This window comes from Actinomadura oligospora ATCC 43269 (assembly GCF_000518265.1).
GTDB lineage: Bacteria > Actinomycetota > Actinomycetes > Streptosporangiales > Streptosporangiaceae > Spirillospora > Spirillospora oligospora.
On sequence record NZ_JADG01000003.1, the window covers coordinates 332710 to 351129 of the forward strand.

An 18420-nucleotide genomic window follows, 5' to 3' on the forward strand; every position below is an offset into this window, starting at 1 on the left:
GGGGTCCGTCCCACGCCCGCACGGGTGGGATGGGGAGCAGGGTACAGAAGTGACCTACTGGTGAGTAGTCACTTCATGCGCGAATTCGGCCGCCACGGGTGTAGATGTTCATCGTCGAGCCACGAAGAAAGCCGACCAGGGTCATCCCGGCGTCCTCCGCCAGCTCCACCGCGAGCGAGGACGGCGCCGACACCGCCGCCAGGACGGGGATCCCCGCGCCCATCGCCTTCTGGGTCAGCTCGAACGACGCCCGGCCGCTCACCATGAGCACCGTCCCGGCCAGCGGGAGGCGGCCGTCGCGCAGTGCCCAGCCCACGACCTTGTCGACCGCGTTGTGCCGTCCGACGTCCTCCCGAAGCGCCAGCAGCTTGCCGGACGCGTCGAACAGCCCCGCCGCGTGCAGCCCGCCCGTCCGGTCGAACACCCGCTGCGCCGCGCGCAGCGATTCGGGCATGCAGGCCAGGACCTCGGCGTCCAGTTCCAGCGGGTCGGCCGCCACGTCGTAGGGCCGCTCGGCGCGCAGCGCCTCGATGCTCGACTTGCCGCACACCCCGCAGGCGCTGGTCGTGGTGAACGCGCGGACGAGCGACGCGTCCGGCGGCCGGACGCCGGGCGCGAGCACCACGTCCAGGGTGTTCTGCTCGTGGGTGTCGGCGCAGTACCGCATCGCCGCGATGTCGTCGGCCGACCGGACGATCCCCTCCGCCGCCAGGAACCCGGCGACCAGGTCGAAGTCGTCGCCGGGCGTCCGCATCGTGATCGTGAGCGGCGCGCCCGCCACCCGGATCTCCAGCGGCTCCTCGACCGCGAGCGTGTCCGCCCGCCGGTTCCGCGCGCCGCCCACCGCCAGCCGTTCCACCGGCCTGCGCACCGTGATCCGCCCCATGCTCCGAAACTACTCCCTCGCTTGGTTACCACCCGCTCACCGGACGATCAGTCGCGCACGCCCCGGGCGCGCGGCGTCCGCCAGTTCCAGCGCATCGCGGCCAACCGCAGCCCGAACGCCAGCAGCGCGGACCCGGCCGACACGAACACCCCGTGCAGCCCCTCCTCCCACAGGGCCGTCGCGACCGTCGCGCCGACCAGGGAGGGCAGCGCGTAGAGCTGCCGGTCGTAGAGCACCGAGGGGATCTGCCCGCTCATCATGTCGCGCAGGATGCCGCCGCCGACCGCCGTGATGACCCCGAGCAGCACCGCGTGCAGCGGGGACAGGCCGTAGTCGAGGGCCTTGATCGCGCCGGTGACGCAGAACAGGCCGAGCCCGGCCGCGTCGAACATCATGACGGTCGGCATGATCCTGGTGACCTGGGGGTGCCAGAAGAACACCAGCGCCGTGGCGAGCAGCGGGACGACCACATAGCCGACGCTGGTGAAGGCGGCGGGCGGCACCGCGCCGATCACCACGTCGCGCAGCACCCCGCCGCCGAGCGCGGTGATCTCGGCCAGCACCACCATGCCGACGACGTCCAGCCGCTTCTGCACCGCCGCGAGCGCCCCCGACACCGCGAACACGAAGATCCCGGCGAGGTCGAGCGCGCCGGGAATTCCGAGATCACTCACAAGGCGATCATCTCAGGCCGCCGGATCAGTCCCGGCGGTCGATGCCCCAGTTGGCGACGATCGCGGCGAACGGCGGGATGACCATGGCGATGATCGACATCACGATGGCGGCCGGCGGACTGAACCGGGCGACCACCGTCCAGGACAGGACGAACAGCGTGAGGCAGGTGCCCATCATGATGCCGTACGCCACCTTGCGGCGCCTCATGTCTCCAGGCTACGTCGCACCCCGCCGGGCCGCGCGCGAGGACCTACGCCGTGACGTCCGGCCGGTAGCCGAACTCGGCCGCGGCGCGCTCGACCCGCTGACGCAGGGCGTCCCCGACCTTCTGGGTGCTTCCGTTCAGCACCCGGACGCGGGCGCCAGCGATAGCCTCGCCCGCCGCGCGACATCCTCCAGCGCCACCATGATCGTCTCCCTCCGCCTCAGCCGTGCTCCAGCGCCATCCGGAGGCCGAGCCCGACCAGGACCGTCCCGGTGACGCGGTCGAACACCCGCCGCACCCGCTCCCGCGACAGCACCCGCCCGAGCGCCCCGACCAGCAGCGAGAACAGCCGCCACCACAGGACGGCGCAGGCCAGGAACACCCCGGCCAGAACGGCCGTCGTCGCGAGGCGCGGCTCGCCGTCCGCGACGAACTGCGGCAGCAGCGTCAGGAAGATCAGCACGATCTTGGGGTTGAGCAGGTTGCTCAGCAGCCCCTGCCGGAACGCCGCCGTCCGCGTGACCGCCACAACGGGCGCGGACGTCTCGGCGTACGCCTCGCGCCCCGATCCGCCGGACCGCCGCCGGGCGTGCCAGATCGCGGAAGCCCCGAGGTAGACCAGATAGGCCGCGCCCGCCAGCCGGACGACCGTGAACGCGGCGGCCGAGGCGGCGAGCAACGCCGACAGCCCGGCCACGGCAGCGCAGGCGTGCACCGCGATGCCGAGGCAGCACCCCAGGCCCGTCCACCACGCGACGCTCGGCCCACCTCGCACGCCGTTCCGGAGCACCAGCGCCATATCCGGCCCCGGAGTGACGGTCAGAACAGCGACAACAAGCAAAAACGGCAACATAAGCGCAGGCACCCGCCGATCGTAGCCCCGCCCCGAAAGCCCCCCGGCCCACACCGTCCGCCGAGCTCACACGGCCCGCTCGAACACCGCCGAAGTACCAGCGCGACCGGCTGGGGTGCGGCTGGCCGAGTACCGCCCACGACCTCTAGGGGCAGCACGACTGCACCCTCGTAGACGCCGCTGATCAGCGCAAAACTCCGAATCGAGGCGTCCTCCCCGCTCCCGAAGACGCGCCGAGGCGGCCGGAGGAGAACAAAGCGTGAGACGCCCATGATTCGGCGGGTGACACCAGCGTCCCGATCACAACGACGGTCGCCGTGGCCGAGCCGACTGCGGGTTCCCTGGTAGCCGCCGTCGGCCGTCACGTGCGCGCCGCGACAGGCACAGACGATCCGCACCACCTTGCGGAACTGCCGCACCGACAGGCCCGTGAACTCCGGCACCCACTCGACCCGGTTCACTTGGTTGCCCAATTGATGGGGGAGGGGGTGCGGAGAGTATTGCCAGGTCATCGGCATATCGGGGTCGCCCATGAGTAGCCACAACGTCTTGGCGGCTGCTCCGAAGGAGCGCCGCTGCAGGCGTGCCAGCCTGCTTTTTTGGTTTACCTGCACACGTAAGCCCTGACGGTGTGCACATCCGATTCTGCGGACGGAATAGGCGAGCGTTCTGCATCACAGGTGGTTGCTTTCAGCTCCGATGATGCGGCGAGGCTCGGAGTGCGCCGGATGGTGGGCCGTCGGCCGATTTGCGGTTCGGTGGGCAGAGGGCCGGACTGGTGGTGCAGTGGTCAGGGTTTGAGGGCTACTCCGCAGAAGGCCGTCACCTCGGGAGGGGGTCCCCAGCGGTTCGGCTCGGGGCGCCAGTGGGAGACCGAGACGATGCCGGGGTCCAGAAGGTCTAGGTCGTGGAAGAAGGCGGCGATCTGTTCTGGGGTGCGCAGGCGGTAGGGGTCGCCTGCTTCCGCGCGGGTGCGTTCGGCGTCGGCCGCGGCGTCCGGGTCCACGGCGTCGGTGCCGTCCTCCAGGACCAGGTAGCTTCCTGAGGGCAGAGCCTTCATCAACTGGTCGCGGATCGCCATCGCCTCGGCGTCGTCCCAGATGTTGCCGAGGATGCCCAGCATCATCAGCGCGACAGGACGTGTGAGGTCCAGGGTCTTTGCCGCTTGGCGCAGGATCGTGCCGGGGTCGCGGACGTCGGCGGCGAGGTAGTCGCAGGCTCCCTCCGGCGTGCTCGACAGCAGGGCGCGCGCGTGGACCAGCACCAGGGGATCGTTGTCGACGTAGACGATCCGGGACTCTGGTGCGACGCGCTGGGCGACCTCGTGGGTGTTGTCGGCCGTGGGCAATCCGGTGCCGATGTCCAGGAACTGGCGTATGCCTACGTCGCTGGCGAGGAAGCGCACCGCCCGCCCGAGGAACAGCCGAGAGTGTCGTGCGACGTCCACGATCGCCGGGTAGACCGCGCGCACCTTCTCGCCGACCTCGCGATCCGCGGGGTAGTTGTCCTTGCCGCCGAGCCAGTAGTTCCACACCCGGGCCGAGTGAGGAACGTTGGTGTCGATGTGTGGATCGGCTGAGTGGTCTCGGTCTGGCATGGCTCTCCGTTCGACAACGTGCCCCAGGGGCGACCCCGAGCCCCTGACCAGGACTCCGCGAACCATAGAACAGGTCGATCGGGGTGCGACAAATAGGAGTAGAGCTCCTGCGCGGCCCAGGCTGGTCTTCGTTCGCCGCTAATCGTGCGCGTTGTTGAGCATGCTGCCGTATCCATGCCCCATCGAATGTGACCTTCTCGCCCATATTCGATCCCCGCCACGATGCAGGACTCGGCGCTTGATCTTGCCCCAAGGGACAAATGCGGTCAACCCTTTCCAGGTTGGAGACACGCTTGGGGGCCACGGCTACCTCGACGGGATGGGCGGCGAGTTCGGTAGGGGTCGAGTGCTGGCACCGGCGCGTTGGTTCTTGGCCGTTCGCTAGGCGGAGGGCGGACTGGTTGAGTATCGGTGTCGGCTGGTCTGAGTACTTGAGCGCTGTTGGTGGGGTGGGCGCGGCGTGAGGGTTGATGTATGACCCGACGCCGTGTGGTGCTTGTTCAGTGTTGCGTGATGTTGTTTGCCGTGGGCGCGCGGGTGTTGGCGCCTGGCTGGCTCGCGGCGATGATGTTGTTCTCGCTTGGGCTTGTTCCGTTGGTGCTGCTTGCGCCGCTGATCGTCGCGACCTTGGTGTTGCCGCGTGGACGGGTTGGGGTCGTCACGGTCGCGGCGTTCGCGGTCACCGACGTGGCGTTGCTTGCGTTCGCCTGGGCTTACCCGGACTTCTCTGACGCTTCGAACGAGATCGCCGTCCCGGCGGCGGCGTTGTTCGGGCTCGGTGAGCCGCTTGGCTCTGGTGGCGGGGTCATCGCCTCCTATGGCACCGCCGGACGTGTTCTGACTGCGGTCGGCGAGGTTGGGTTCGTCGGGTATGTCGTCTGCGCGGTCGCGACGGCCGTGCTTGTGGGAGTCCTACGGGTGCGGCGGAGCCGTGCGGGTGGGCGTCCGGATCCGGACGGGGCGGTGTTGGCCGGGGTCGGCCACCGGGGGTTGTAGGGGTTCGAGGGCAGATCTACGTTCCCTGCGAAGGCCGCGAAGATCTACACCTCTGTAGCGGCAGTTTGCTGAGGAGCCCCCGTATGAGACACCGAAGCTTGACCGCCGCCGGGATCGTCCTGGTGCTGGGCGGGGCGTTGACCGCGGTCGCGTCCGCTGCGGCGGGGCCGTCCGTCGGGAACATCTCGCCCGGGAATCCCTACGCCTCCTGCACGGCGGGGGCCACGCCCGGTGCCAAGGTCACCGTCGGGGCCGAGGAGGAGCCGTGGGTCGCGGTGGACCGGCGCAACCCCGGGCACGTCATCGCCGCCTACCAGCAGGACCGCTGGTCGAACGGCGGCGCGCACGGCGTCGCCGCGTCCTACAGCACCGACGGGAGGCACTTCACCAAGGTTCCGCTGCCGTTCAGCAAGTGCGCGCCCGGCGGCCTGGACTACGAGCGCGCCTCGGACGCCTGGGTCGACTTCGGCCCGGACGGCGTCGCCTACTCCAGCGGCCTGGACTTCGACGTCAGCAGCGCCCGCAACGGCGTCGGCGCCGCCACGTCCTACGACGGCGGCAGGACCTGGACGCACGTCACCCAGCTGATCGACGACACCGACGCGGCGTTCACCGACGACAAGAACTCGGTCACCGCCGACCCGCGCCACCCCGGCACGGCCTACCAGGTGTGGGACCGCATCGACCAGGTCGCGAGCGGGCCCGGCGCGCACTACGACGGGCCGTCCTACATCGCGATCACCCGCGACCACGGACGCACCTGGGGTCCCGCGCACGTGTTCGTCGACACCAGCGTCGTCCCGAACTCGCAGACCATCGGCAACGTCATCGTCGCCGACGCCCGCACCGACACCCTGTACGACTTCTTCGAGTGGCAGACCTACAGCGACACCACCGGGACCCGGCCGACCGACCTGCACTACGCGTTCGTCACGTCCCACGACCAGGGCCGGACGTGGAGCAAGCCGACGACGATCGCCTCCGACACGTCCGTGCCGGAGGTCCACCCGAACGCGCCGGACGACGCGAGCAAGGCGCTGCGCGCGGGCGCGAACCTGATCAGCGCCGCGATCGACCCGGTGACCGGCGAGCTGTACGCCGCGTTCGAGGGCTCGGCCTTCACCGGCGGCCGGTACGACGACGTCGAGCTCGTCCACTCCGCCGACCACGGCCGGACGTGGTCGGCGCCCGTCCAGATCAACCAGGCCCCGGCGGCGCCCGCGTTCACCCCGTCCATCGCGGTGAACGACCACGGCCAGGTCGCGGTCACCTACTACGACCTGCGCTACCTCCAGCCGGGCGACGCCACGACGCTGCCGACGGCCATGTGGATGGCGACCTACCCGCGCGGCGGGACGCGGCCGTCCGAGCGCCGGATCTCCCCGGTGTTCGACTGGCTGCTCGCGCCGTACGCCGGGTGGGGCCACTTCCTCGGCGACTACGAGGCCGTCGCGGTGAGCGGCGGCACGTCCTTCCGCCCTGTCCTGGTCGCGACCACCGGCGACGCGTCCGACGCGACGGACGTCTACAGCGGCGTCTTCGGGCCCGGCCCGGTCAACTCCGGCCCGCCGCTCGCCCACCCCGCGCCGCGCCTGGCCGTCCCCACCCACCTCAACGCCCACCCACGCCGCCACTGACGCCCGCCTCCCGCGCGCCCGCCCCGGTCACCGGCCGGGGCGGGCGCTTCGCGATCAAGGGCGGGTGTGAGCCGGGTCGCATGCCGGAGGGGACAGGGTTGGCTAAAATGGCCTGAGGTCCTCGTGAGGACGAGGCCGCGGCGGTGGGGCCCGCCGCCCCCGATCGCCCGTGACACGGGCCCGGGGCAACCGCGACGCCTGATCCGCCAACGGTCCCTGCCAGAGTGATCCGCCGTGCCCTGGTAGGAGGAACCGATGCCCGAGCCCCGTCTGCCCGTCGATCCCGATGTGGAGCTGCGCGTCCCCGAACAGCGACGTGAACTGGCCCACGCCCCCTGGGCGACGCTCGGCGCGATCTCGGCCGGCGGGGTGTGCGGGGCGCTCGCCCGCTACGGGCTCGCCACCGCCTTTCCCCACGATCCCGGCGCGTTCCCCTGGGCCACCTTCGGGACCAACGTCCTCGGCTGCCTGATCATCGGCGTGCTCATGGTGGTGATCACCGAGGGGCCGCGCCCGCACCCGCTGCTGCGGCCCTTCCTCGGCGTCGGCGTCCTCGGCGGCTTCACCACCTTCTCCACGGCGATGGTGGACGTCCAGCAGGCCGTCGGGCAGGGGGCGTCCCGCACGGCCCTGCTCTACCTCGCCGCGACCCTGGTGACGGCGCTCGCCGCCGTCTGGACCGGCGTCCGGCTGACCCGCGCGCTCACCCCGGCGCGGACGGACTCCAGGGCCGCCGCCCAGGAGGCCGCCAGGGTCGCCGCCGTGGCGTCCGAGGGGGACGCGCGATGACGCTGCTGCTCGTCGCGCTCGGCGCGGCCGTCGGCGCGCCCGTGCGCTACCTGACCGACCGCGCCGTCCAGGCCCGGCACGACTCGGTGTTCCCGTGGGGGACGTTCGCCGTGAACGTGTTCGGCTGCCTGCTCCTCGGGTTCCTCGCGGCCTATCCCGCGGGCGGGCTCATGGCGCTCGCCGGAACCGGATTCTGCGGCGCGCTGACCACCTACTCCACCTTCGGGTACGAGACCGTCCGGCTCGCCGAGACCGGCGCGCGCCCGTACGCGGTGCTGAACGTCGTCGCCTCGCTCGGCGCGGGGCTGGGCTCGGCGTGGGTCGGCATGGTCCTCGCCCAGGCCGTCTCCGGGACGTCCTGACCTGCCCTTGCCCAGGCCGTCTCCGGGATGTCCTGACCAGCCTTTTTGCCCAACCTGGGGCGGGTTTTGGGCTTCTCGCTGAGGGGTTGCGGCTACGGGTCCCATGACGGGCGGTGTGGGGAGGAGGCGGGTCGTGTCGGATTCGATGTACGGTCCCGCGCCCCGGCCGGACGACCCGGCGGCGTCCCGGCCGCGGCTGCGCCCGGGACGGCTGTGGGCCGGGGGCCTCGCGACGGCTGTCGTGGCCGCGCTCGTCGTCGTGGTCGGGGTGCTGCTCGTGCGCGGCGTCCTGGACATCCCGGTGCTCGCGCCCAGCGGGAGGGGCACCTACGGCGACTCGTCCACCACCAGTTACGCCGTCGTGGCCGCCGCCGCGGCGCTCCTCGCGACCGCGCTGCTGCACCTGCTGCTCGTGGCGGTGCCGAGGCCGGTCGCGTTCTTCGGCTGGATCGGCTCCCTGGCGACCGCCGCGGCCGTCCTGCTCCCGCTGACCATGAACAGTCTCGACGACTCGGCGCTCGCCACCGCCGGGATCAACCTCGTCACCGGCGTCAGCATCGTCAGCCTGCTGTGCGCGGTCGCGTCCGCGGCGGTGCAGCGTCCCCCCGACGTCCGGCCGCCGCCCCCGCCGGGGTACTACGGGTGACCGGGACGCGGCGGCGGTGGGCCGTCCTGGCGGTCCTGTCGGGGAGCCTGCTGATCATCGCGATGGACGCCACGATCCTGAACGTGGCGTTCCCGTCGCTGGTGGCGGACCTGCGGCCGTCCTCGGTCGAGCAGCTGTGGATCATCGACGCGTACGCGCTGGTGCTGTCCGGGCTGCTCATCACGGCGGGCGCGCTCGGCGACCGCTGGGGACGGCGCAGGCTGCTGCTCATCGGGTTCGTCCTGTTCGCGGTGGCCTCGCTGCTCGCGGTCGTCGCCACCGCGCCCTGGGGGGTGATCGCGGCGCGGGCGCTGCTCGGCGTCGGCGGCGCGGCGATCATGCCGTCCACGATCTCGATCCTGCGCGTGGTGTTCACCGACCCGCGCGAGCGCGCCGTCGCCTACAGCGTCTGGACGGCCGTGATCGGCGCGGGCATGGCCCTCGGCCCGCTCGTCGGCGGCCTGGTCGTGCAGGCGTCCGGCTGGAAGGCCGCGTTCCTGCTGAACATCCCGGTCGCCGCCCTGTGCATCGGGTTCGCGCTGTGGCTGGTGCCCGAGTCGTCCCATCCGCGCGAGGGGGGCTGGGACTGGTGGGGCGTCGTCCTGTCGGTCGTCGGGATGGTCGCGCTCGCCGGGGGCATCAAGCTGGTCGGCGGTCACGACGTCCCGTCCGGCCTGGTGCTGCTGGGTGTCGCGGCGGTCACGCTGACGGTGTTCGTCCGGCGCGAGCTGCGGATCGACAACCCGCTGCTGGCGGTGCGGATGTTCGGCGACCCGGTCTTCACCGTCTCGGCCGTCGCGATCTTCCTCGGCATGATGGGGCTGGGCGCGGTGCTGTTCCTGCTCACCCAGTGGTTCCAGTACGCGCGCGGCCTGGAGCCGTTCGAGGCCGGGCTGCGGCTGCTGCCCGCCCCGGCCACGCTGATCGTCGCGCCGCTGTTCACGCCCCGGCTGATGGAGCGGTTCGGCGTCCGGGTCGTCCTCGGCGCGGGCATGGTCCTCGCGGCCGTCGGGATGGCCGTCCCGTGGATCGCCGACCTCGCCGGACGGCTCGAGTACGTCGAGATCGCGGTCGCGCTGGTGTGCCTCGGCACGGGTTTCGGCATCGCGACGACCGCCGCGTCCGTGGCGCTGCTGTCGTCCTCGCCTCAGGAGGAGGCGGGCGGCGCGGCGGCCGTCGAGGAGATCTCCTACGAGCTGGGCAGCGCGATGGGCGTCGCCGCGATCGGCAGCCTCGCCGCCGTCCTGTACCGGGGGGACGTGCCGGACCTCGGCCTGAGCGAGGCCGAGATGGCGCGCGTCCGGGACTCGATCGGCGAGGCCGCCGTCATCGCGGCGCAGAACGGCGGCGGGCTCGGCGTGCGGATCATGGCCGTCGCGTCCGCCTCGTTCACCCATGCGCTCGGCGTCGCGTTCGCCGTCGCCGGGATCCTGCTCCTGCTGTCCGGATACATCGGGTACCGGGTGATCCCGTCCGACTTCCGGCCGACCGAGAACAGCCACTGACCCCGTCCGGAGGGACCACGAACGATGAAGGCCGCCAGCTACGACGCCTACGCGCCCGACAACTCGCGACTGCGGTTCGGGGACGTCCCCGATCCCCGCGTCGGACCGGGCCAGGTCCTGGTCGAGGTGCGCGCCGCCGGGGTCAACCCGGTGGACTGGAAGGTCATGGCGGGCGGCCTGGACCCGCTCGTGGAGGCGTGCTTCCCGGTCATCCCCGGCTGGGACCTCGCGGGCGTCGTGACTGGCGCGGGTCCCGACACCCCCGAGTTCGCCGACGGCGACGAGGTGATCGCCTACGCCCGCATGCCGATCGTCCGGCACGGCACGTTCGCCGAGTACGTCGCCGTCCCGGCCGAGTTCCTCGCCCGGCGCCCGGTCGCGCTCGACTGGGCCCAGTCCGCGGGCCTCCCGCTCGCCGGGCTCACCGCGCAGCGCATGCTGAACCGCCTGGAGGTCGGGCCCGGGGACGTCCTGCTGGTGTACGGGGCGGCCGGGGGCGTCGGGAGCATCGCCGTCCAGCTCGGCCGCGAGCGCGGCGCCCGCGTCATCGGCACCGCCTCGGCCCCCAACCACGACTTCGTCCGCGTCCTCGGCGGCGAGCCCGTCGCCCACGGGGACGGCCAGACCGAACGCGTCCAGGACCTGGCCCCGGGCGGGGTCACCGCGGTCGCCGACTGCGTCGGCGGCCAGCTCGACACCACCCTCGCCGTCCTCGCCTTCGGGGGCCGCCACGCCTCGATCGCCGACCCCGCCGTCGGCCGCCACGGCGGCTCGTCCGTCTGGACCCGTCCAGGCGGCGCGGCCCTCACCGAACTCGTGGGCCTCGCCGACCAGGGCGTCCTCACCGTCGAGGTCTCCCAGACCTTCCCCCTGGCCGAGGTCGCCGCCGCCTTCGACTCCAGCCGCACCGGCCACACCCGAGGCAAGATCGTCCTCATCCCCTGACCGTCCCACCCGTCGGCAAACCTCCGGACGGCCCGCGCACCGGCCTGCTTCACTACCCGGCATGAGCACCGTCGACGCGGTCGTCCTGACCATGAACGACCGTCCGGACGAGTTCGCCCAGGCCATGGCGTCGCTCCTGGCTCAGGAGGGGGTCACGCTGAACGTCGTGGTCGTCGGTAACGGCTGTGTCCCGGACGGCGTGCCCGACGGCGTCCGGACGGTCACGCTTCCCGAGAACGTCGGCATTCCCGAGGGGCGGAACGTGGGCGCGGACGCGCTCGGCCGCGGGGAGTTCGTGCTGTTCTTCGACAACGACGCCGTCCTGCCCCGCCGGGACGACGTCGCGCGGCTGGTCGCGGAGCTCGAGCGGCACCCCGGGACGGCCTACGTGCAGCCACGCTTCGCCGACCCCGTGACGGGGGTGACGCTGGCGAGGTGGGTCCCTCGGCCTCGCGGAGCGGGCCCGCGGCGCGGGGGAGCGGTCGCGACGATGTCGGAGGGCATCGTGCTGGTAGGCCGAGCCGACTTCGAACGCGCGGGCGGGTGGCCGGGCCACTACTTCCTGTTCCACGAGGGGCTGGATCTGGCCTGGCGGCTCTGGGACCTGGGGCGGACGGGCCGCTACGCGCCGCACGTCGTCGTCCACCACCCGGCCACCGATCCGGCGCGCCACGCGGGGTTCCACCGGCTCAGCGCGCGGAACCGGGTCTGGGCCGCCTACCGCAACCTGCCGATGCCCCTGACCTCGGTCTATGTCGGGCTGTGGGCGGTTCTGACCCTCGCGCGGGTGCGGTCGCGGGCGGCGCTCGGCGCCACCCTGCGCGGCTTTCGGGAGGGACTGGCCACGCGTCACGAGCAGGTGCGGAAACCGATCTCCTGGCGGACCGTCGGGCGGCTCACGCGCGTGGGAAGGCCGCCGGTGATCTGAGGGCATGGCCGGATGTGACAGGAGGGCGTCATGGCGGACATGGGGGTGGGGCTTCAGAATGGGGGCATGGCCGCTTCGCACCGTGTCGTCATCGCTGTGTTCCCGGACGTCGATCTGCTCGACGTCACCGGGCCCGCCGAGGTGTTCGCGCTGGCCAACCGGGAGATGCCCGAGGGGCGCAGGCCCTACGAGGTTCTGCTGGCGGGGGAGGACGCGGGGCTGGTGCGGACGAGCGCCGGGGTGCGGGTCGCGACCGACCTGACCTTCGCGGACGTCGGGGACCGGGTGGACACCCTCGTCGTGCCCGGGGCGGTGGACGGCGAGGGGGCGCCGGTCGTCGACCCGGGGCTGGTCGGCTGGATCGCGGACACGGCGCGGCACGCGGGACGGGTCGCCTCGGTGTGCGTCGGGGCGCACCTGCTCGCGGCGGCCGGGCTGCTCAGCGGCCGGACGGCCACCACGCACTGGGCCACCGCGGGCCGGCTCGCCTCCGACCACCCCGACGTCATCGTGGACCCGGACCCGATCTACGTCCGGTCCGGGGACGTCTGGACGGGCGCGGGCATCAGCGCCTGCATGGACCTGTCGCTCGCGCTCGTCGCCGAGGACCACGGGGAGCGGGTCGCGCTGGACGTCGCGCGGCAGCTCGTCATGTACCTCAAGCGGCAGGGCGGCCAGAGCCAGTTCAGTGTTCCGCTGTGGCAGGCCCCGGCCGAGCGCCGGGACATCGACGAGCTGCGCGCGTGGATCACGGCGAACCTGACCGGCGACCTGTCGGCGGCGGCGCTGGCCGGGCGGATGTGCCTGAGCGAGCGGCACTTCAGCCGGGTGTTCCGCAAGGAGACCGGCGCGACGCCCGCCGCGTTCGTCGAGGCCGCGCGCGTGGAGGCGGCGCGGCGGCTGCTGGAGGGCACCGACGAGCCGCTCGACCGCGTGGCCGTGGCGTCCGGGCTCGGCTCGGCGGAGACGCTGCACCGGGCCTTCCGGCGCCGCCTCGGCACGACCCCGGCGGCCTACCGGCGGCGGTTCCGCACCGCCGCCTGACCTTGTTGTTCGTCCCCGTCCCGACGTGGACGGGTGATTCACCCTGCCCGGAAACAAGGAGGAATGATGACCGTTTCGACGACCCTGCGCGACGTGATCGGCCTGGACGGCGCGCTGCCCGCGCTGTCGGCGAGCACCCTGATCATGATCGACTTCCAGAACACCTACACCACCGGCGTGATGGCGCTGCCCGGGGCCGACGCCGCGCTGGACGCGGGGGCGCGGCTGCTGGCCGCCGCCCGCGCCGCCGGGACCCCGGTCGTGCACGTCGTGAACGACGGCGGCGAGGGCACCCCGTACGACATCCGCGCCGAGATCGGGCGGATCGAGTCCCGCGTCGCGCCGCGGGACGGCGAGCCGGTCGTGGTGAAGGGCTTCCCGAACGCGTTCCACGAGACCGGGCTGGAGGCCGTGCTGCGCGGTCTCGGCGCCGGGCCGGACCTGGTGCTCGCGGGCTTCATGACCCACATGTGCGTGCAGTTCACCGCGCAGGGAGCGTTCAACCTCGGCTTCAGCCCGGTCGTGGTGGCCGAGGCGTGCGCGACGCGTCCGCTCACCGGGCCGGACGGGGCGGCGGTTCCGGCGGACGTCCTGCACGCCGCCGCGCTGACCACGATCGGCGACCTGTTCGGGCGGATCGCCGTCCGGGCGGCCGACCTGCGCGGCTGACCAGGCCGCTGGCGGAGTGATGGAGGCGGGCTGGAGGATCGCTGGCGCGGTCCCCGGCCCGCGTCGAATCTCAGGCCGATAACGGTCATGCAGAATATCGTTCGTAAACGGATCTGGAGTTGACATTCAGGGCTGTACGTACTTTGTTTATCCGCCACACCGGACGCGAATCGGGCATCCGGCGCGAGGTCACGCCGGGTGACGGCACAGGGCGTCGGGGTCTGATCACGAGTAAAGTTCGATCTTACTCGTGATGGTCGCGCAACCGGTGATCATGCTGGCCTGATGACCCGTCCGCCGGACCGGCCGCCGTCTTTGCCCACTGTTGACAAGTAGGCGGAATTCTTCTGACGGCCACTCACCGTGACCTTAGGATAGGTAACCCTAAGGTCACGAAACGCGCACGGTCAATGACTCCCTGACATTCCGATCAAGCCTTGTTAGCCATGTCGGCTGATGGCAGAATGCGGAAACATTCGCAACTGCAGGGTGGCGGAAGGGAGCCGTCCATGCATTTTTTCCTCCTGGGCAGCCTGAAGGTGGAGTCATCCGGGAGAAGAATTTCCATTACCGCGCCGAAGCAGCGTGCGGTGCTGGCGGCGCTGCTGCTGAACGCGAACAACGAGGTGCAGATCGACTCTCTGATCAGGTACGTGTGGGACGCCAGGCCGCCGGCCACCGCGCAGACGACCCTGCAGTCCTACATCTACCGGCTCCGCCAGCTGCTCCGGGCCGTCCCCGGGGTGGAACTCGGCACCGCCACCGACAGCTACCTGCTCAGTGTCGACGAGGTCGACACCGATCTGTGGTACTTCCGGCGGCGGGCGGAGGCCGCCCGGGAGGCGGTGGCGCTCGGCGAGCCGGAGGAGGCGGTGCCCCGGTTCCGGGAGGCGCTCGGGGCCTGGCGCGGCGGCGCGCTCGCCGGAATTCCCGGCGCCGCCATTCAGCAGGAGGCCCGAATTCTCGAGGGTGAGCGCATCGCCGTCTACGAGGAGCTGTTCGGCACCGAAATGCGGCTCGGCCGGCACCGCCAGATCGTGCCGGAACTGCACAAGGTGGTCTCGGTCTACCAGGTCCACGAGGCGTTCCGGGCGCAGTTGATGCTCGCGCTCTACGCCTCCGGACGCCAGGCCGAGGCGCTCCAGCACTACGCCGTCATGCGCCGCCGGCTGTCCGAGCATTTCGGCATCGAACCCGGGCAGGAGTTGCAGGAGCTGCACCGGTCCATTCTCAACCGCGTTCCCGCGATGGAACTCAGCCGCCGTACCAAGGAGTCGATCCTCGGCTGACCGCCGCGCACGGCGGATTGAAACATCAATCAAACTCACCACGCCCCCGTCCCTACCACGTCGCTCCAGAAAGGTCCCCCCGCCCCATGGCATCGGTATTGGCCGCCTGAGCGCCCCCTCGGCGCCCGCCTCCCCGAGCACCCGCCCGGGAGGCGGGCGCCGTCGGCTTTTCCCGGCCATTTCCCCGGCGGCGGCCGAAAGGGGCCCGCTGGAGTGCGGTTAGCGCCGCGCTGGCGGACGAATGGCGCGGCTTGTCCGGGCCAACGGGCCATGTGACCATGACCAGCGGAACGGACGGGGTCGTTTTCCCCGGGGATTTCAGGGGCGCCCACCCGTCCGGCCGCTCGCGAAGGGGAGCGGCGTTCGAGCCAGCGATCCCGCTGACGAGAAGAGCGTTCGCCGAGGCAGCGCAGAGCACGGCGCGAATGTGCGGATGTCGTATGTCGAAAAACCGGAGAGGACGTGATGCGGCATGGACCGGCTGGTGATGGAACCCGAGGAGCTGCGCGAGGTGGACCGGCTCCTGGACGGGGTGGAGGCCGAGTTCGACGGCCTCGACTCCGACGACGCGCTGCACCGGGCCACGGTGCTGGCGCACCGGCTGCCGGCCCGGGTCCGGCGGGCGCTCAACGAGTTCCGGCTGGAACGGCTGTCCGGGGTCCTGATCATCTCGGGCCACCAGGTCGACCAGGACCGCGTCGGCCCGACGCCGCGGCACTGGCGGGACCGGACCGGGCACTCGTCCGCGCACCGCGAGGAGCTGCTCCTGGTGCTGTACGGCTCGCTGCTCGGCGACCCGTTCGCCTGGACGACCCAGCAGGACGGGCGGCTCATCCACGACGTCATCCCGATCAAGGGACACGAGAACGAGCAGCTCGGGTCGAGCAGCGAGGCGCTGCTGACCTGGCACACCGAGGACGCCTTCCACCCGCTGCGCAGCGACTTCATCGGCTTCGCGTGCCTGCGCAACCCCTACGGCGCGGCCACGACCATCGGGCACGTGGACGACCTGGAGCTGCCCGGCGAGGTGCGGGAGGTGCTCACCGGGGCGCGGTTCGGCATCCGCCCGGACGAGTCGCACCTGCCCAAGAACAACTCCGCCCCGGCCGAGGAGGCGTTCGAGGCGATCGAGCGGCTGGACCGCGCGCCGGACCCCGTCCCGGTGCTGTTCGGCCACCCCGAGCGCCCCTACATCCGCGCCGACCCGTACTTCATGAGCGTGGACGCGGCCGACCGCGAGGCGCGCGCCGCGCTGGACGCGCTGACCGAGCGCATGGACGCCAGGATGGTCGACATGCGCCTGGAGGCGGGCGACTTCTGCTTCCTGGACAACTACCGGGTCGTGCACGGCCGCAAGCCGTTCCAGGCGCGGCACGACGGCACCGACCGCTGGCTGAAGCGCATCAACCTCACCAAGGACCTGCGCAAGTCGCGGGCCGAGCGGGCCGCCCGCGACGTCCGCGCGATCGGCTGACCCGAGCCCGGCCCGAGGGGCGGCGTGCCCGGCGCGCCGCCCCTCCGGCATGCCTGCGCCGCCCCCGCGGCATGCCCGCACACCTTGCCGACCGCACGCCCGCCCGACACCCGTCCGCGCCGCGCGCCTCCCTTCCCCGGCCGGGTCATTCACCGCCCGGAATTGCCGCCCTCCGGTGCGCCGATGGAGCCTCGATGGAGCCGATATGGCGTCTGTGTAGTGGCTCTTGTCCGGCTTACCGGGGCCGTGTGAGCATGACGCCGGACGGAATGAACGGCCACGGCTCTCGATGGAGAACTCTCATGGCAGAAAGTCCGCGATTTCTTCGGTCGAACGTCATCATCGAGCCGTTGGTGGACGGTTTCTACGCGTGGGCCCACACGGTCGCGCCCGTCCAGGCGGCGATGAATCTCGCGTTCCTTCAGCTGCCCTTGCTGGAATCGTATTTGCAGGCGCCGCAGGTGCATGTCGCGGCGAGCACGAATCCGGCGCTGCGCGGCGGCTACTTCGTGCACGTCCCGGAGGAGCGCAGCGGTGAGATCCGCGACCTGGTCGCCGCCATCAAGCGGGACCGCGCGGACATGCTGCGGTTCGCCGAGGCGATCTCGCAGGCCGAGGAGCTGGTGCGGCAGGAGGCGACCGGGTTCGACCTGACGCCGCTGTACCCCAAGCTGCCGACCGAGCTGAACGGCCTGGTGGAGCTCGCCTACGACACCGAGAACCAGGCGGGCCTGCGGTTCATGGAGCCGCTGGTCTACAAGAGCTCCGCCTACACCGAGGCGCGGCAGTCGGTGCAGCTGTCCATCGAGCCCGGCTACGAGCGGCCCTTCATCCTGAGCACGCCCCGCCTGGCCTCCCCGGACGTCCTGGACCTGCCGATCCCGTTCCGGCATCCCGGCCTGGAGGAGCTGTTCAAGACCCGGCTCCACCCGGCCACGGCCGGACACCTGCGCGAGGCCCTCGAACTGGACGACGCGCAGGCCGCCTGGATGGAGGAGCGGCTGCTGACCGACGAGTGCGGCCTGCGCCCGGACCGGCACATCGACGCCGGCGGCCGGATCCGCTACTACGGCCACGCCTGCCTCGTCCTGCAGACCCCGGACGCGGCGATCGTCACCGACCCGTTCATCAGCGCCGACAGCAACGCCACCGACCGCTACACCCTGGACGACCTGCCCGACTTCATCGACCTCGTGCTGATCACGCACGGCCACCAGGACCACATCGTCCTGGAGACGCTGCTCCAGCTGCGCGGACGCGTCGGCGCGGTGGTCGTGCCGAGGTCGTCCCGGGGCAACGTGTGCGACCCGTCCCTCGGGCTCTACCTCCAGCACATCGGCCTGCCGGTCGTCGAGGTGGACGACTTCGACGAGGTGCCGTTCCCCGGCGGCAAGGTCACCGCGACGCCGTTCCTCGGCGAGCACGCCGACCTCGACATCCGCTCGAAGTCGACCTTCTGGGTCGAACTCGGCGGCAAGAACATCTTCGTCGGCGCGGACTCGTCCGGCATCGACCCGGTCCTGTACCGGTACGTGCGGGACCACCTGGGCAAGGCGGACATCGCGTTCCTCGGGATGGAGTGCGACGGCGCGCCGCTCACCTGGCTGTACCAGGCGCTCCTGACCCGGCCGGTGACCAAGAAGATGAGCGACTCGCGCAAGCTGTCCGGCTCCAACGCCGCGCAGGCGGCGGCGATCGTGACCGAGCTCGGCGCGGACGAGGCATACATCTACGCGATGGGCGAGGAGGACTGGCTCGGCCACGTGATGGCCACCAGTTACAACGACGAGTCCTTCCAGCTGAAGCAGGTGGCCGAGTTCCTGGCCTGGTGCGAGGAGAACGGCGTCGGCGCCGGGCACCTGCTGCGGCAGCGCGAGTGGCGCTGGTAGCCGCCCGCCGGCGTCGGCGCCCCCTGGAACA

Annotated in this window: 19 protein-coding genes; 13 read left to right on the forward strand and 6 right to left on the reverse strand. The window is 71.6% G+C overall.

Translation table 11 applies throughout. From position 1 onward, the window contains the following. Nucleotides 1-73: 73 nt before the first annotated feature. The 6 genes from fdhD to P696_RS0101530 form a co-directional block, all read right to left on the reverse strand. A complete protein-coding gene (gene fdhD / locus P696_RS0101505; RefSeq protein WP_026410951.1) occupies nt 74-886 on the reverse strand; it encodes a formate dehydrogenase accessory sulfurtransferase FdhD in 813 nt (270 codons plus the stop codon). 47 nt (nt 887-933) lie between these two features. Beyond that, a complete protein-coding gene (locus P696_RS0101510; RefSeq protein WP_026410952.1) occupies nt 934-1560 on the reverse strand; it encodes a trimeric intracellular cation channel family protein in 627 nt (208 codons plus the stop codon). Between the two features lie 25 nt (nt 1561-1585). Further along, nucleotides 1586-1768: a DUF3099 domain-containing protein gene (locus tag P696_RS0101515; protein WP_026410953.1), complete on the reverse strand. Its 183-nt coding sequence runs from the start codon at nt 1766-1768 to the stop codon at nt 1586-1588. Between the two features lie 43 nt (nt 1769-1811). Then, nucleotides 1812-1910, reverse strand: coding sequence for a LacI family DNA-binding transcriptional regulator (locus P696_RS57805; protein ID WP_245627464.1), 99 nt, complete (start codon nt 1908-1910; stop codon nt 1812-1814). Nucleotides 1911-1986: 76 nt separating this feature from the next. Next, nucleotides 1987-2619 carry a LysE family translocator gene (locus P696_RS0101525; protein WP_281174911.1) on the reverse strand — a complete coding sequence of 211 codons (633 nt, stop codon included), beginning with the start codon at nt 2617-2619 and terminating at the stop codon, nt 1987-1989. A gap of 790 nt (nt 2620-3409) precedes the next feature. Beyond that, nucleotides 3410-4216: an SAM-dependent methyltransferase gene (locus tag P696_RS0101530; RefSeq protein ID WP_026410955.1), complete on the reverse strand. Its 807-nt coding sequence runs from the start codon at nt 4214-4216 to the stop codon at nt 3410-3412. A 513-nt stretch (nt 4217-4729) separates the two neighbouring features. Between P696_RS0101530 and P696_RS0101535 the strand changes: the two genes are divergently transcribed. From P696_RS0101535 to P696_RS0101595, 13 genes are all read left to right on the forward strand, one after another. Then, nucleotides 4730-5212, forward strand: a complete 483-nt coding sequence (locus P696_RS0101535; RefSeq protein WP_157429454.1) for a hypothetical protein — start codon at nt 4730-4732, stop codon at nt 5210-5212. 83 nt (nt 5213-5295) lie between these two features. Further along, nucleotides 5296-6849, forward strand: coding sequence for a sialidase family protein (locus tag P696_RS42510; RefSeq protein WP_157429455.1), 1554 nt, complete (start codon nt 5296-5298; stop codon nt 6847-6849). Between the two features lie 255 nt (nt 6850-7104). Continuing rightward, nucleotides 7105-7638 carry a fluoride efflux transporter FluC gene (locus tag P696_RS42515; RefSeq protein WP_051466557.1) on the forward strand — a complete coding sequence of 178 codons (534 nt, stop codon included), beginning with the start codon at nt 7105-7107 and terminating at the stop codon, nt 7636-7638. Next, nucleotides 7635-8000, forward strand: coding sequence for a fluoride efflux transporter CrcB (crcB, locus tag P696_RS0101550; protein WP_026410957.1), 366 nt, complete (start codon nt 7635-7637; stop codon nt 7998-8000). Before P696_RS42515 ends, crcB begins: the two co-directional genes overlap by 4 nt. A gap of 133 nt (nt 8001-8133) precedes the next feature. Continuing rightward, nucleotides 8134-8646, forward strand: a complete 513-nt coding sequence (locus P696_RS42520) for a DUF6069 family protein (RefSeq protein WP_211245576.1) — start codon at nt 8134-8136, stop codon at nt 8644-8646. Further along, on the forward strand, nt 8643-10151 hold the full coding sequence (locus tag P696_RS42525; protein ID WP_034482706.1) for an MFS transporter: 1509 nt from the start codon (nt 8643-8645) through the stop codon (nt 10149-10151). Before P696_RS42520 ends, P696_RS42525 begins: the two co-directional genes overlap by 4 nt. 24 nt (nt 10152-10175) lie before the next feature. After that, the gene (locus P696_RS0101565) at nt 10176-11096 is read left to right on the forward strand and encodes an NADP-dependent oxidoreductase (protein WP_026410958.1); all 921 of its coding nucleotides are present in this window, start codon (nt 10176-10178) and stop codon (nt 11094-11096) included. Nucleotides 11097-11157: 61 nt separating this feature from the next. Next, nucleotides 11158-12024, forward strand: a complete 867-nt coding sequence (locus tag P696_RS0101570; RefSeq protein ID WP_026410959.1) for a glycosyltransferase family 2 protein — start codon at nt 11158-11160, stop codon at nt 12022-12024. Between the two features lie 66 nt (nt 12025-12090). Continuing rightward, a complete protein-coding gene (locus P696_RS0101575) occupies nt 12091-13068 on the forward strand; it encodes a GlxA family transcriptional regulator (protein WP_026410960.1) in 978 nt (325 codons plus the stop codon). Between the two features lie 66 nt (nt 13069-13134). Then, the gene (locus tag P696_RS0101580; protein WP_034482996.1) at nt 13135-13737 is read left to right on the forward strand and encodes an isochorismatase family protein; all 603 of its coding nucleotides are present in this window, start codon (nt 13135-13137) and stop codon (nt 13735-13737) included. A 509-nt stretch (nt 13738-14246) separates the two neighbouring features. Beyond that, on the forward strand, nt 14247-15026 hold the full coding sequence (locus P696_RS42530; RefSeq protein WP_170026287.1) for an AfsR/SARP family transcriptional regulator: 780 nt from the start codon (nt 14247-14249) through the stop codon (nt 15024-15026). 472 nt (nt 15027-15498) lie between these two features. Continuing rightward, nucleotides 15499-16500, forward strand: coding sequence for a guanitoxin biosynthesis L-enduracididine beta-hydroxylase GntD (gene gntD / locus P696_RS0101590; protein ID WP_026410962.1), 1002 nt, complete (start codon nt 15499-15501; stop codon nt 16498-16500). 302 nt (nt 16501-16802) lie between these two features. Further along, a complete protein-coding gene (locus P696_RS0101595; RefSeq protein ID WP_026410963.1) occupies nt 16803-18389 on the forward strand; it encodes an MBL fold metallo-hydrolase in 1587 nt (528 codons plus the stop codon). Nucleotides 18390-18420 lie beyond the last annotated feature (31 nt).